We start from the raw sequence: 14,540 nt of genomic DNA, 5'->3' as shown, positions 1-14,540 counted from the left end.
TTGGAGTTACAGAATTGAGTAAAACAAATTTCCCATCTATCGCAGAGCAATTAGAAGTAATCAGACTAGGTGTTTCCGAGATTATCCCCGAAAACGAATTAATTGAAAAACTCAAAAAGGCAGAAAAGGAAAACAAACCGTTAAATATAAAATTGGGTTGTGATCCCACTCGTCCGGATTTACATTTGGGACATTCTGTTGTTTTAAGAAAACTAGCTCAATTTCAGCAATTAGGTCATCAAGCAATTTTGATCATCGGTGATTTCACAGCAATGATTGGCGATCCCTCAGGAAAAAATTCAACTCGTCCCCCATTATCATTTGAAGAAGCACGTGAAAACGCCAAATCATATTGGGAGCAAGCTTCAAAAATACTTGATCCGAAGAAAACCAATATTGTTTATAATTCCGAATGGCTCGGAAAAATGAAATTTGAGGAAGTAATAAAGCTCGCTTCGCATTATACAGTTGCCAGAATGCTTGAACGTGATGACTTCACAAAAAGATATAAATCCGGTATTCCGATTAGTATGCATGAAATTTTGTATCCCCTTGCTCAAGCTTACGACTCTGTAGCAATTAAAAGTGATGTTGAACTGGGCGGAACAGATCAAAAATTTAACTTGCTTGTCGGTAGAGATATTCAAAAAGAACATGGTTTAGAACCACAAGTAATTTTAACAATGCCTTTATTGGTTGGAACCGATGGCACCGAAAAGATGAGTAAATCATACGATAACTATATTGGTATTGATGATACACCACAGGATATATTTGGGAGGACACTGTCAATTCCGGATAACTTAATTTATACTTACTATGAATTAACAACTGATGCAACTGCAAGCGAATTAGAGTCAATAAAAAAATTACTCGGTAATCCGGAAAACAATCCGAGAGATTTAAAACGAGCGCTTGCAAAAAGACTGGTAACTATGTATCATAGTGTAGAAGCAGCAAACAAAGCAGAAGCCGAATTCGATAAAATATTCATCAATAAAGATATTCCAGATGATATTGAAGAAAAAGAATACTTATCAAATTATAAGATTAACATTCTTGATCTAATTGTAGATGTTAACTTTGCTCCATCAAGAGCTGAAGCAAGAAGATTAGTTCAGCAAGGCGGAGTATCAATAAATGGAGACAAAATTGAGAATATTAACGAAGAAATCATTATTAATGAACAAAAGATTTTAAAAGTTGGAAAGAGAAAATTCATTAAATTAATATCCAAATAAAGAAGGAGGAGTAAATTGTACGTACCTAAAAGAATATTTTTTACAAAAGGCGTCGGAAAACACAAAGAATATCTTGCTTCGTTTGAGTCCGCTTTACGTGATGCTCAGATCGAAAAGTACAATTTAGTTACCGTCAGCAGTATATTCCCAACCGGTTGTAAAAGAATTCCAGTTGAAAAAGGATTGGATGAATTACATCCCGGTCAAATTGTTCATTGTGTAATGGCTCGTAATGCAACCAACGAACCAAACCGATTAATTTCATCATCCATTGGTGTTGCTTTACCTGCTAACAAATCAATGTACGGTTACTTATCGGAACATCACCCATATGGGCAAACCGGTCAATTTGCGGGTGATTATGCCGAAGATTTAGCTGCGTCAATGTTAGCAACTACATTAGGTATTGATTTTAATCCGGATGAAGCTTGGAACGAAAAAGAACAAGTTTTCAAAATGTCAGGACAGATTGTGCAAACATTCAATGTTACTCAATCTGCTCGTGGTGATAAAAATGGATTGTGGACTACGGTAATTTCTGCAGCAATTTTATTGCCATAAATATTTAGAGGCAGACTAAACTCTGCCTCTATTTTTTATTCCTATTAAATGAATAATTATCGCCGATGTTAATCCAACAATCATTGGTTCAATTTCATATATAATGCCTTCGATAATTCCATTATCTCGCAAAATCATCCAAAATAATCCGGCTAAAATTGCAACGATCATTTCTATTAAAGCATATTTTTTAGTTATGAAAAACTTTTCGTAATAACTTCCGATAATTAAAAAGATGAGTGAAGGTATAAAAATACTTCCAATGCCATACCAAATTTCAATTACTGACGGAATAATTAATGCTATTATAAAAGCAATCAATCCGGAAACAACTATTCCTACTTGAGTCAATTGGACCGAAGAAGTTTTTATCGAAGGTATCTTAGAAATAAAATCTTTGCTGAACGTTGTCGCTCCAAGAAATAAAAAGCTATTTAAGGTAGAAAATATAGTCGCAAATAAAGCGGCGTAAAATATTCCTTTTAATCCCGGTGATAATATTTTTTCCGCCAGTAAAGGATATGCTAAAACCGGAATTTCAATTTCACCCAGAACCGCTCTTGAGAATAAACCCGTTGCAGTTGTTAAAAAATCAAATGCAAACCAGATAAACACAGAAACAATTATTCCCCACTTTGCTATGTTGCCATTCTTTGCCGAGTAACATCTTTGATGGAATCCCGGATCGGAAAATGTCCATAAAGCAATAAGGAACCAAACGGTAAGATAAATTGGTGAGAAATTTCCCGTAAAATCTAGGTGGTTAGTTGGTAGATTATTTTCTAAATAAGTAAGTCCGCCAAATTCAGTTGTGGCGATAAAAATGATAATAATAAATCCGATGAACATCACAAAAAATTGAAAAACATCTGTCCACAAATCGGCTTTGAAACCACCTTTAATTAAATAGACGGAAGACAATAATAAACCAAGCAACATTCCATAAGCTAGATGAATTTCAAACAAAAGTGAAAACAGACTTCCTACCATTAATAGATAAGGAGCTGGTGATACCAAAAAGAAAATAAATATTGCTGATAAAATTCCAACTTCCTTACCATAAGCAATTTCCAACTTTTGTGGGATTGTAAACAATGAAGCAGAGCGTACTTTTTTTGCAAATAGGAAAGCAAACACTATCGCAAAAATGTAGTAAGGTAATCCTTGTGTGAACCAACTAACTAAACCATAACTGTATGAAAATTCACCTACACCAAGAATACCACCGTACCAAGTGCTGACGGTTGTTGTTACAAATAAAAAGAAACCGACTTTTCTTCCGGATAGAAGATAGTCGTCTTCATTTTTTCTTTGTGAACTAGAGACTAATATTCCAACCAGCGTTACTGTTAAAAAGAATAAAACAATAATAATAATATCAAGAATTTCTAAAGAAACCATTCTTCCTCAGAGTTTCATAATCTCTAACAATTAGCATCTTTCCATTTTTTATTTCTAATTTGACTTCCTTACCTATTGCGACATTACTTGTACTTTCTTTTTTCCCAAATGGGAGCGAGGAATTCTTCAAATTATATTTCAAACCGTAAGATGTAACCTTCGTTTTCTCATCAACACCGTAAATAGAAATTGTCTCATCTCGTTTTGTATTAAGTAGAACACTTCCACTATAAACAGAAATAAATGATTTTGCATGCAATATCGAAATCTTTATGCGGTCAAAGTATTTCAATATTATTCCTATGTTACAAAATGAATGATCAAGTCTATCTCCTGTTGCACCGAGTAGAATTGCACTGCTATATTTCTTCTTGATAGCGAGTTTAATTGCTTTTTCCACATCAGTGTCATTCTGTCTTTTTACACGTGTTATTACCGATTTTGACGAATAATATTTTAAAACGTCATTATTAATCGAGTCAAAATCACCAATAATATATTTTGGCAGTAATCCTAACTTTTTAGCAGAATTTGCTCCACCGTCGGCACAAATTAATGTTTCGTAACCCGATTTAATTAAAAAAGTAATTACTGATATTTTTGGTGGATCACCATTTGCTAAAATCAAACAAGCTTTCATTACAATCCTATTGTTAAACCAACTAAATAATTTCTTTCCGCTGCCGGGAAATATTCCTTTCCTATTGCATGAGCAGCATAAAGATTATCAAATATATTATTTACTTGAGCAAAGAGTCTTACTTTTTTAAATACCGGCATTAAAGGAAACTCATAACTTGCAATTACATTAGATGTAAAATACGCATCAACTGTATTATCTGAGTAATCAATTATGCCGGGATATTCATTCATTAATTTTGATAATTTATCTGCATAATTATCTGAATAATATTTACCGACATACTTTGCCATTAATTGTAGCGAAAACTTATCATAATAAAATCTAAGTATGGAATTAATTGTGACACTCGGGAATCCTCCAATTTCATTTTCCGTTAAGTCAATTTCAATAATTTCATCGGATGCATTTGATTCATTATAATAATTTAAATATGTCTTCCCTTGGCTAACATAGTTTTTGCTGTAAGATCCGTTCAAAGTCAGATCAAAGTGGTTCAAGAATTTTATATTACCGGAAAACTCTAATCCCGTGTGAATTGTATTTTCAATGTTTCCTGTAATCGGCTGCCCGAATCTATCCAGTTGACCGCTGTTTACAATTTCATCATTAAATTGCATGTAATAGAAATTCAAGGATAGATTCACCTCATCTTTTGAATAATGAGTTCCAATTTCAATATTATTCATAACTTCCGGTTGTACTAATGGTTTTTCGTAATTATAACTTCCATCGGCATTTTGTTCAAACTGAGGGACTTCTCCACCACTTGATTCTGCTGCGTCGTAGTAAGTTTTTAATCTAGGCTCACGTGAAACTCTCGCAATGGAAATGTATGCGTTTAGATCTTGATTAAATTTATAATTCAATCCGAAACGCGGATTTACAAAAAAGTTATCAATCGAAAATTCATTATCTAAATATCTTTCATTGTCAATCATATATTTATGATAAGAAAACTGTATTTCCGCTAGAAGATTTAATCTCTCATTAACTCTATAATTTTCATTTACAAAGAAATTGAAAATATCCTTTCCGCCTTCATAATAATAATATCTGTAGTCTTGTGTGATACCGAGAGGTAAATTTTCACCGTATTTTAAACTTCCCCAATGAACCGATCGATGATTTCTGTATTCCAAACCCGTAGTAAATTCGCCATTTCTATGTGACCATTTTATTCTCGGTATGATTCCCCACTGTTTATTTTCCACCATCGCTCGAATTAAAACATTTGATGGATTTTCGGTGAGATTAAATCCGTTATCATTAGTTAATCTGAAGTATGATGAATCAGCCCAAGAGCCATCATAATCAAAAAAACCGTCACCCAATATTAGGAATAAAGCATTATTCAAGGTAAGATTTTCAGAAATTTGTATCTCATTTAATAATTCAAAATGTGGTTGTGAAAAATTCTCAATTTCATCGGCTCTTCGATGTACTTTATATGTATATTCATTTTGATCAGCTTCCCAATAAGAAAGATTCTCTCTTCTTAAATCTTTATTCTTTATTGCAAATTTTGGAAGTCCGTTATAAACAAGTCCATCCGAGACAGGGCCGCCATAAAAATTAATTTGAGTAGTTACATTCTCATCATAGCGAACGGCTGATAAGTGATAAGAATTAAAATCCGCCCAACTTTGTTCTCTATAACCTGAACTTAAAATTTTTCCAAGTTTAGCATATACTGAATATTTATTATCGATTAATCCACTTGAAAATGATGCTGTGTATCTTCTGGTATTGAAGCTTCCGTAATTTGTAGTTAATTCAAATTTTCTTATATCAGAAAATGAAGAGGTGATAATGTTAATGGATCCGCCGACAGCCGGATAGCCAATAACTCCGGAACCGGCACCCCGTTGTACTTGGATCAATTCAGTGCTGCCAAGTAAATCCGGAAAATCTAACCAATAAATATTATGATCTTCAGGCTCATTTTGAGGAATACCATTTATTGATATAGATATTCTTCGTTGATTAAACCCACGTATGCTTAAATAGTTATATCCAATTCCATTTCCACCTTCTGAGTAAAATGTTGTATTCGGAAGATAGCTTAAGAACTCCGGTACATCTTGTACAGAAAATTTCTCTTGAATTTCTTTCCGCTTAATTTTTGAAAAAGTAATCGGTGAAAAACCTTCTTGTCCAATCGAAGCACTTATTAATATACTTTGGCTTGATAATACTCTAGGAACAAGTTTTAAAATTGAATCATTTTGGAAATCACGGACAGATATTTCTATAATTTCGAAACCTAAGTGACTGATTTTAATAATATCATTCTTGTTAAAATTTCCAACCAGTTGAAAATTTCCTTTACTGTCACTTGATGTGCCAAAGGTTGTACCAACAATAGTAATGTTTACATTTTCCAGAGGTTGGTTATTCTCACTATTAACTACAGTCCCTACAATTTGAACTTGTGAAAAAAGTGATGCGGAAAATAAAAAAAGTAAGATAAGTTGTTTAGCCATTGCTCTCTCCTATTATTAATGAAATAAAAAAAGCCGAATCCGAAACGAAAACGGCTTGAGAGAGTAATTCTCTTTCACGTTTTCCTACGCTGGTATTATCCAGATCAGGTTCAAGGGTGTTATCTCAGTCCGCATACAATAACGGACACCCCTAACGGTATTCGACCAACAAAATTTTGAAGAACTAATTGTGCATAATTTTTAATTCGGATCCGGGACGAATCTTGTCACTATTTAATGAATTCCATTTCATTATATCAGCAACTTTAATATTATACTTTTTGGCTATAGACCAAAGCGATTCGCCTTCTTTTACCTTGTGTAATTTAGAAATATTTGCCGGATTTGCAAATGTCTGTGTATTATTTTGTAAATCTTCCTCTCTTGAAGATTTATTTGGATAAATAACCAATTCTTGACCGATATTAATTCTACTTCCGATTAGATTATTCCACTGTCTTATATCTGATGCATAAATTTTGTATTTCTCGGCTATATGACCGATTGTATCGCCTTTTTTAACAACATAGGTTATTGTTTCATCATTACCGGATTTAAATTCTTGTGGTGAAGTTAATTCCGGGTTTTTACTTTCACTATTAGTTACGCTTGAATATATTTTCAAATTTTTACCGGCAATAATTTTGTTATTTGATAATCCATTCCAATCTCTTACTTGAGCGGAAGTAACTCCGAACTTATATGCGATTCCGCCAATTGTATCCCCTTTGCGGATTGTATAATTTACCATATTTTCTGTGGTAGTTGGAGTGTTGTCTCCGTAAGATACCGGCTGCTCATCACCTTTAACTTTTAGATTCTTTCCTGCAACAATTTTATTTCCGTCAATATTATTCCAAGCGCGTAATTCATTTGTGGTAACACCAAATTTAATAGCAATTTCACTTAATGTATCGCCTTTTTTAATTCTATATGTAGAAAAATTTGAATTACCCTGATCTTGATTAGATGAAGAATTTGCAACCATATTTGATTCATCACCGGTGTAAATTTCTAATGTCTTTCCGGCAACGATTCTAGTATTCCTTAAATTGTTCCATCGTTTTAACTGATTAATCGATACTCCATATTTATAAGCAATTGCGGATAAAGTCTCACCTCTTCTTATCTTATGTTTAACCCAAGAACCTTCTGCCGAGGTATTTTGCATCCGAGTTTTTTGTGTTCTGCTAAGTTCATCTATTGAAGCATAATAGTCTTTGTTTTCTCCGGGAACATAAATATTCAGTATTTGACCAACAATTATTGTGCTTGTATAAGGCAAATTATTCCAGTTACGAATATCAGAGACTCTCACATCAAAAATTTCGGCTAGATCAATTAATTTATCACCGGATTTAACCGTATAAGTAACCATTTCCATTCCTTCCGGTATGACCAACTCGGTTACATTTGTCTCACTCATTTGCTGTTGATATAATTTTAAGAATTTATCTTCAGATGAATTCTCTGTAACTTCAGTTTTGTAAGGCTGGTCAGCACCAAGCACATAAAGATCACCATCTTCAAGTGCGATCATATTATCGGTATTTATGACTATATCATCACTTGATACATTCGAAATTGGGATTTTGAGGTCGACACCCGGATAAATACGAGATTTAATCGAGATGTTATTGGTCTTTGCTAGATTATTTAGATTCACACTGTATTTCGATGCAATACCCGAAAGAGTTTCACCTGATCTAACAGTATGGACAACATATTGAAGTTTAGCTTCATCTGGAATTGATTTTAAATTTTCAACAAAAGAATCATAGGATTTTGTGGGAATTTTCAATTCAAATGGTCTCACACGTTGGGGTGGTGTGGAATATTGTAAAAGAGATGGATTCATATCTTTCAAAATATCTAATGATATTCCAGCACATTTTGCCAAAACATTTAGATCGATTGCTTCATTAATTTCATAAACGGTGTAATCATATTCCTTTTCAAATTGTATGTCCGAGAATCCGTAATTTTCAGGTCTACTGGAAATTAAAGTTACGGCAATATATTGAGGGACGTAGTTACGTGTTTCTTTTGGCAAATAATTTCTTAATTCCCAATAGTCCGTTGAGCCGGCTCTTTTCATTGCTCTTCTTATTCTGCCTTCTCCGGCATTATAAGATGCTAAAGCTAAATACCAATCACCAAGAGAATAATACAAATCTCTTAAATGTCTCGCAGCTGCACGCGTAGCTTTTTCAGGATCACGTCTTTCATCTACATAAAAATCTGCCTCTAAGTCATACATTTTTCCGGTACCTTTTACAAACTGCCATAAACCTACAGCTCGTGCCCAAGACCTTGCAGATGGATTTAATCCGCTTTCCATCATACTCAAAAATATAAGCTGAGTTGGAACTTGTTCTTCATTAAATATTTTTACCATCATAGGAAAATACTTGCCAGAACGGCTTAACCAACTTTCCATATATCTTCTTCCGCGACCGGTAAAATATTCTATGTATTGTTCAACATAACGGTTAATATCTAACGGGAAATCGCCAATAATTATGGTTTGATTATCAAGCGGTTCTTCCTCGATAAATTCTTCTTCATCAGATAGAAGTATATCAGGCATTTGTTTGGACATCCATTCTTCTAATGCATATACTGAAGCATTCTCAGGAAGTTCATCTAATGAGTCAATAAATCCTTGATAATCTTCAACTATAGAATTCTCTAATTCATAGTAAGCTTCGTTCTGTTCAATGTCCGGATAGTAACTGAGTTCATTAATAATTTTGAGGGAGTTTTCATAAGCGTCAATAGTTTCTTTTTTGAAACCAAGTCGCTGATATCTTAAAGCATCGACATAGTGTTGACGCGATTGTTCCATTTTCTCATTTATTAAAACGAAGGTTTCAACTGTTTTATTTTGCTCTTCGGAAATCTGTCCATCTGATTTTGAAACATCACTAAATACACCGCAGGATGTTAGAAAAGTTAATAAGATCGTAATGAGTAAAATTTTGGTCGGCTTCACCTATTCTCCTTTATTTTGAAATGCTTTTGCAAATTAATATCTTATATAAATTTTGTCAAGGGATTTGTTATAGGATTACTGTTAATTATTGATATTAAATAACTTAGCAGAAGTTTTATTGCCTAAATAAAGCGATAAAATAATTCCTAAAGCGGAATATTGCAGTGTTTCTTTTTGGGATTTGCATCTACTTTTGTTTTTAGCAATTGATAAGCATTTATTAGTTTTTGTCTTGTTTCATTTGGTTTGATTACATCATCAACATATCCTCTTTCGGCCGCGATAAAAGGATTAGCAAATTTTTCTCTATAATCTTCCACCATTTCTTGAATTTTTTGCTCGGGATTTTCGGAAGCCTCAATCTCTTTTTTAAAGATTATTTCAACCGCACCTTTTGGACCCATAACTGCTATTTCAGCTGTTGGCCAAGCAAAGTTGAAGTCACCACGAATATGTTTGGAGTTCATCACATCGTAAGCACCACCATATGCTTTACGAGTAATAACTGTAACTTTAGGAACTGTTGCCTCACAGAACGCAAATAATAACTTAGCTCCATGCCTAATAATACCATTCCATTCCTGTTCAGTCCCTGGTAAAAATCCGGGTACATCTTCTAACACTAATAAAGGAATATTGAAAGCATCACAAAATCTTACAAATCTAGCACCTTTTGTTGATGCATTAATATCAAGAACTCCCGCAAGAACCGAGGGTTGGTTTGCAATTATTCCGACTGTCATACCACCAACTCTTCCAAAACCTACAATCAGATTTTGGGCATAATACTTATGCACTTCTAGGAAATCATGATCATCAACAAGAAGATTTATAATATCATACATATTGTATGGCTTATTTGGATTCTCCGGAACGATTTCATCCAACTTAGGTTCAATAAAAACTTTTGTGAAATCAAAATCTTTTTCGGGACTTCTATCTTTCCAATTTAGTGGAAGAAAATCCATTAACTTCCTGATGTTTTGGAAGACTTCAATCTCGGATTCATATGCAAAATGTGCTACTCCACTTTTAGATGCATGAGTTGAAGCACCACCTAAATCCTCAAATGTTACTTCTTCATGAGTTACAGTTTTGACAACATTAGGACCAGTCACGAACATATGGCTTGTCTCTTGAACCATAAAAACAAAATCTGTTATTGCCGGTGAATATACAGCACCACCTGCACAAGGACCCAATATTGCAGAAATTTGAGGAATGACACCTGACGCTAATGTATTTCGTAAAAATATATCTGCATAACCACCTAGACTAACAACTCCTTCTTGAATTCTCGCACCACCGCTATCATTCAAACCAATAATTGGAAGACCTAACTTCAAACATTTATCCATTATCTTACAAATTTTTTCTGCATGGGCTTCGGAAAGTGAACCTCCGAATACTGTAAAATCTTGACTGAATATTCCAACGGGTCTATCATTAATTTTTGCAAAACCGGTTACAACACCATCACCAGGTAACTTTTTTTTGTCTAATCCGAAATCTGAAGTTCTATGTTTAACGAACATATCTATTTCATCGAAACTGCCTTCATCAACAAGCAAATCAATTCTTTCGCGGGCAGTTAACTTTCCTTTATCATGCTGAGCTTTAATTTTCTCTAGACCTCCGCCTAATTTTGCTTCTTCTCTAACTTGTTCTAATTTTTTCCAATTCTCTTTCATTCTTACACTGTAATATTTGATAAAATTTGTGATGGTTCTGATTTCATTTTTTGTTCAATTAGACTTCTATACTCATTGAATTTTTCCGAACTCATCTGCTTTACATCTCTATTTTGTTCAAAAGATATATCAATACTATCGAATATCTTGCCAGGATTCTTTTTCATCAAATAAATTTTATCCGATAATAGAATACTCTCTGATAAATTTGAAGTTCCCATTATTATCGTAAGACCCAAAGTAGATTTAAGCAATAATATTAACTCGTAAATTCGTTCCAATGATTCCTGTTTAATATTTTTTAAGAAGGGTTCATCTAAAATTATTGTACCTGCATTAGCTGCGATCGCTCTGCCGAGGGAAATTCTTAATCTAAATGCTAAACTATTATTGTCAGGATAATGATCTTCATAGCCTTCCAATCCAACCAAATGAATAATTTCTTTGAACAATTTTTCATCAATATTGAGCAACATTAAATTTTCTCTTACGGAATACCAAGGATATGAAGAAGCTTGAGATGGAATATATACTATTTTTTTGTTCTCAAAATTATTATTGATTGTGCCGCCAGTTAGACTTTCCAAATTACCAAGAATACGAAGCAACGAAGATTTTCCCGCACCGGTAGGAGCCACTATAGATGTAATTGATCCTTCTTCTATATTTATTGAAATATCCTCAAGAAGATGGACATTAAATCCCGATGGGTCAGCATAATCTTTTGATAAATTTTTTACTTCAATGAGATTCTTCATTTCTTTAAACTTTCCAGAAAACTAATTTCTTTTCAATAAAATCAATTATTGAATTACCGAGCCAAATCAACAAGGCAATAATAATTCCCAACATAATAATTGCAGAGAGATCATTGTAACTTAATGCAAGATTATATATCCCTCCGAATCCATTTGAGGAACCAATAAATTCATAGATTAATATTAATACCCATAAATAGTAATGCAAACGGTGTAATTCTTTGAATATGAATGGTAATGAATATTTCCAAGTAACATTTTTATGTAAATTTTTCCCTGTTAATCCAAGACTTCTCCCTGAATCAAAATATTCAGCTGGTACATTCACAGCAATCTGCATATACGATAATGCAATAAAAAATGCTGAAATAACCGAAGCGAATAAAAGTTCTGCTAGTAGTGAAGAACCAAACCAAAATGCAAAAAGTATTGCGAAATAGAATGCGGGGAAGTTCCTAAATAATCTGAGATTATTAAACAATCCTATATTCTTTGATATCAATTTTGAAAACTGATAAGAAAAAAGCCAAACAATAAAATATCCGATAACAATCGAAAGATAGACAATCGTGGTAGTAATTGTCATTTCAGCTAGCAAATTGTAATCGGTTAATAATGCCGGGAATGTTTCAATAAGCAGACTGGGTTTGGGTAAGAATTTGTTAATTGGAAGAATGAACTCAAATAAAAGTACATAAACAAAAACAAGTACGAATAAAAAAGTTAAGCGATTCTTAAGAATTATTTTTTTCTGAAATGAATTCAATGGCAATAGACTTTTAGTTTTGTTAAACGAATATATTTATAGCATTAACGGAAATCAATTAATCTTACGATAAAAAGGGATTGTTCTTCTTCTCGTGTCCGATTGTACTTTTTTCTCCATGACCGGGGAATATTGTAACTTCATCGGGTAAAGTGAATAATCTCGTTTTTATTGAACTAAGCAGAGTTTCCATATTACCTCCCCACAAATCTGTTCTTCCGATTCCCTCTCTGAACAATACATCACCGGTTATGCATATTTTATCATCCGGGAAATAAATTGAATACTCACCCGGTGTATGTCCCGGTGTGAAAATGAATTCATTCTGGATATTACCGATTGCGATTGACATACCATCATAAATAAATTCATCCGGCTGAGGAGAAGGAGACATCTCTACAGCAAACATTTTAGCTTGCTCAACCGTGTTGTCAAGTAAAAATTTATCTTCTTCCGGAGCTATGAATAATGGATTGTATTTATTCTTAACAAATTCATTTCCAAATACGTGGTCAATATGACAATGAGTATTTACGAGATATTTCACTTTTAATTCATTCTTCTCGATGAAATTTTCCAATTTTATTCTTTCTTCTTCGTTGTAACAACCTGGGTCAATTATTGCAGTTTCTTTATTTGCATCATCCCATACTAAATAAGTGTTTTCCATAAATGGACTGAATACAAATTTGTGTAGTTTTAATGACATTATTACTTACCTAAAATTATGTTTTATTTTTTTCATCAAATTGCGATTATAATTTTTGTAATTCTCCTTTGTTTCTTCAATCGAATCACCGCCGAATTTTTCCAAGAAAATTTTTGCTAAACTCCATGCAAGCATTGATTCGCTAATTACGGCACAAGCGGGAACGGCAACAAAATCACTTCGTTCTCTGCGAGCTTTTATTGAATTCATTCCTTTTAAATCAACTGTTTCAATCGGTGACATAAGTGTAGCGATTGGTTTCATTGCAGCACGAACAATAATTGGAAGCCCCGTAGAAATTCCACCTTCAATACCACCGGCACGATTTGTTTTTCTAGTAAGTTCATTGTTTCTTAAAACAATTTCATCATGAGATTGTGAACCGAATGCATCAGCAGATTGGAATCCCGTTCCTATTTCAACACCCTTAACTGCATTAATTGACATTATTGATTGCGCTATTTCTGCATCAAGTTTACGATCGTAATGAACAAAGCTGCCAAGACCAACCGGCACACCGGTTGCAACAACAACAAAATTTCCACCGAGTGTATCGCCTTTTTTCTTTGCAAGTTTAATTTTATTAATAATATTAGCTTCTTGATGTTTGTCAAGAACTCGGACAGAACTTTTATCCGCTCTTTCATTTAGTTTATTAGCTGTAAAATACTTACCGGTTTTATTCTGGTATAATTTATCTGTAAAATTATCTTCAGAATAAATGTCACCGATACTTTCAACATAACTTCCAATATGAATATCAAATTCCTCTAAAAACTTTCTGGCGATTGAACAAGCAGCAACTCTGGCAGCTGTTTCTCTTGCACTTGATCTCTCTATGGAGTTTCGAATATCGTCAAAATTGTATTTTGTAACACCAACCAAATCCGCATGACCGGGACGAGGAACTGTAATAAACTCAATACCCTTTCCTCTATTAATTTCGGGAGACATTTTCTCTATCCAATTTTCCCAATCATTGTTTTTAATTATTAAAGAAATTGGAGAACTGAGAGTTTTTTGAAATCGAATACCGGCGGTAATTTCGGCTGTATCTTTTTCAATTTTCATTCTACCACCGCGACCGTAACCCATTTGTCTGCGGCTTAAATGATAATTGATATATTCATTTTCTATTTTAATGTTCGAAGGAAATCCTTCAACTATGGCAGTTAAACTTTTCCCGTGTGATTCACCTGCTGTAAGAAATCTTATCATGATATTTTTCTGTTATGAATGATTTACAAATATAAAAAAAGCGCCTCAATAAATGAGACGCTTTCTTATATAAT

11 protein-coding genes and 1 riboswitch are annotated in these 14,540 nt (G+C 33.4%); of the genes, 2 read left to right on the top strand and 9 right to left on the bottom strand.

Translation table 11 applies throughout. The features are described 5' to 3' along the window. Positions 1-14: 14 nt before the first annotated feature. Both tyrS and QY331_08220 read left to right on the top strand, forming a co-directional pair. Positions 15-1,241: a tyrosine--tRNA ligase gene (gene tyrS / locus QY331_08225; GenBank protein WKZ71229.1), complete on the top strand. Its 1,227-nt coding sequence runs from the start codon at positions 15-17 to the stop codon at positions 1,239-1,241. A gap of 15 nt (positions 1,242-1,256) precedes the next feature. Continuing rightward, positions 1,257-1,802: an arginine decarboxylase, pyruvoyl-dependent gene (locus QY331_08220; GenBank protein ID WKZ71228.1), complete on the top strand. Its 546-nt coding sequence runs from the start codon at positions 1,257-1,259 to the stop codon at positions 1,800-1,802. 15 nt (positions 1,803-1,817) lie between these two features. Here the strand turns inward: QY331_08220 and QY331_08215 are convergent, their stop codons facing one another. The 9 genes from QY331_08215 to aroC all read right to left on the bottom strand — a co-directional run bounded on the left by QY331_08215 (position 1,818) and on the right by aroC (position 14,466). Further along, the gene (locus tag QY331_08215) at positions 1,818-3,203 is read right to left on the bottom strand and encodes a sodium:solute symporter family protein (protein WKZ71227.1); all 1,386 of its coding nucleotides are present in this window, start codon (positions 3,201-3,203) and stop codon (positions 1,818-1,820) included. Next, the gene (locus tag QY331_08210) at positions 3,181-3,843 is read right to left on the bottom strand and encodes a thiamine diphosphokinase (GenBank protein WKZ71226.1); all 663 of its coding nucleotides are present in this window, start codon (positions 3,841-3,843) and stop codon (positions 3,181-3,183) included. The genes QY331_08215 and QY331_08210 overlap by 23 nt, the downstream gene beginning before the upstream one ends. Further along, on the bottom strand, positions 3,843-6,329 hold the full coding sequence (locus QY331_08205; protein ID WKZ71225.1) for a TonB-dependent receptor: 2,487 nt from the start codon (positions 6,327-6,329) through the stop codon (positions 3,843-3,845). Before QY331_08205 ends, QY331_08210 begins: the two co-directional genes overlap by 1 nt. Positions 6,330-6,393: 64 nt before the next feature. Next, positions 6,394-6,492, bottom strand: a riboswitch (TPP riboswitch). 21 nt (positions 6,493-6,513) lie between these two features. After that, on the bottom strand, positions 6,514-9,324 hold the full coding sequence (locus QY331_08200) for a LysM peptidoglycan-binding domain-containing protein (protein WKZ71224.1): 2,811 nt from the start codon (positions 9,322-9,324) through the stop codon (positions 6,514-6,516). Positions 9,325-9,470: 146 nt separating this feature from the next. Beyond that, complete coding sequence (locus QY331_08195; GenBank protein ID WKZ71223.1) at positions 9,471-11,015, bottom strand: acyl-CoA carboxylase subunit beta; 1,545 nt, start codon at positions 11,013-11,015, stop codon at positions 9,471-9,473. A gap of 2 nt (positions 11,016-11,017) precedes the next feature. Beyond that, positions 11,018-11,773 (bottom strand): ATP-binding cassette domain-containing protein, encoded by a 756-nt coding sequence (locus QY331_08190; GenBank protein WKZ71222.1) that lies wholly within the window; start codon positions 11,771-11,773, stop codon positions 11,018-11,020. A gap of 4 nt (positions 11,774-11,777) precedes the next feature. Further along, positions 11,778-12,539: an ABC transporter permease subunit gene (locus QY331_08185; protein WKZ71221.1), complete on the bottom strand. Its 762-nt coding sequence runs from the start codon at positions 12,537-12,539 to the stop codon at positions 11,778-11,780. A 64-nt stretch (positions 12,540-12,603) separates the two neighbouring features. After that, positions 12,604-13,248 carry an MBL fold metallo-hydrolase gene (locus tag QY331_08180; protein ID WKZ71220.1) on the bottom strand — a complete coding sequence of 215 codons (645 nt, stop codon included), beginning with the start codon at positions 13,246-13,248 and terminating at the stop codon, positions 12,604-12,606. 6 nt (positions 13,249-13,254) lie between these two features. Further along, complete coding sequence (gene aroC, locus QY331_08175; protein WKZ71219.1) at positions 13,255-14,466, bottom strand: chorismate synthase; 1,212 nt, start codon at positions 14,464-14,466, stop codon at positions 13,255-13,257. Between the last annotated feature and the right edge of the window lie 74 nt (positions 14,467-14,540).

This window comes from Melioribacteraceae bacterium (genome assembly GCA_030584085.1).
Taxonomy (GTDB): Bacteria; Bacteroidota; Ignavibacteria; order Ignavibacteriales; family Melioribacteraceae; genus SURF-28.
This window is presented reverse-complemented; position numbering and strand designations above follow the sequence as displayed.

Coding starts and splice junctions, on each gene's coding strand:
- QY331_08180 (WKZ71220.1), bottom strand. CDS start 13,248: ATGTCATTAAAACTACACAAATTTGTATTCAGTCCATTTATGGAAAAC.
- QY331_08215 (WKZ71227.1), bottom strand. CDS start 3,203: ATGGTTTCTTTAGAAATTCTTGATATTATTATTATTGTTTTATTCTTT.
- QY331_08210 (WKZ71226.1), bottom strand. CDS start 3,843: ATGAAAGCTTGTTTGATTTTAGCAAATGGTGATCCACCAAAAATATCA.
- aroC (WKZ71219.1), bottom strand. CDS start 14,466: ATGATAAGATTTCTTACAGCAGGTGAATCACACGGGAAAAGTTTAACT.
- QY331_08205 (WKZ71225.1), bottom strand. CDS start 6,329: ATGGCTAAACAACTTATCTTACTTTTTTTATTTTCCGCATCACTTTTT.
- QY331_08195 (WKZ71223.1), bottom strand. CDS start 11,015: ATGAAAGAGAATTGGAAAAAATTAGAACAAGTTAGAGAAGAAGCAAAA.
- QY331_08190 (WKZ71222.1), bottom strand. CDS start 11,773: ATGAAGAATCTCATTGAAGTAAAAAATTTATCAAAAGATTATGCTGAC.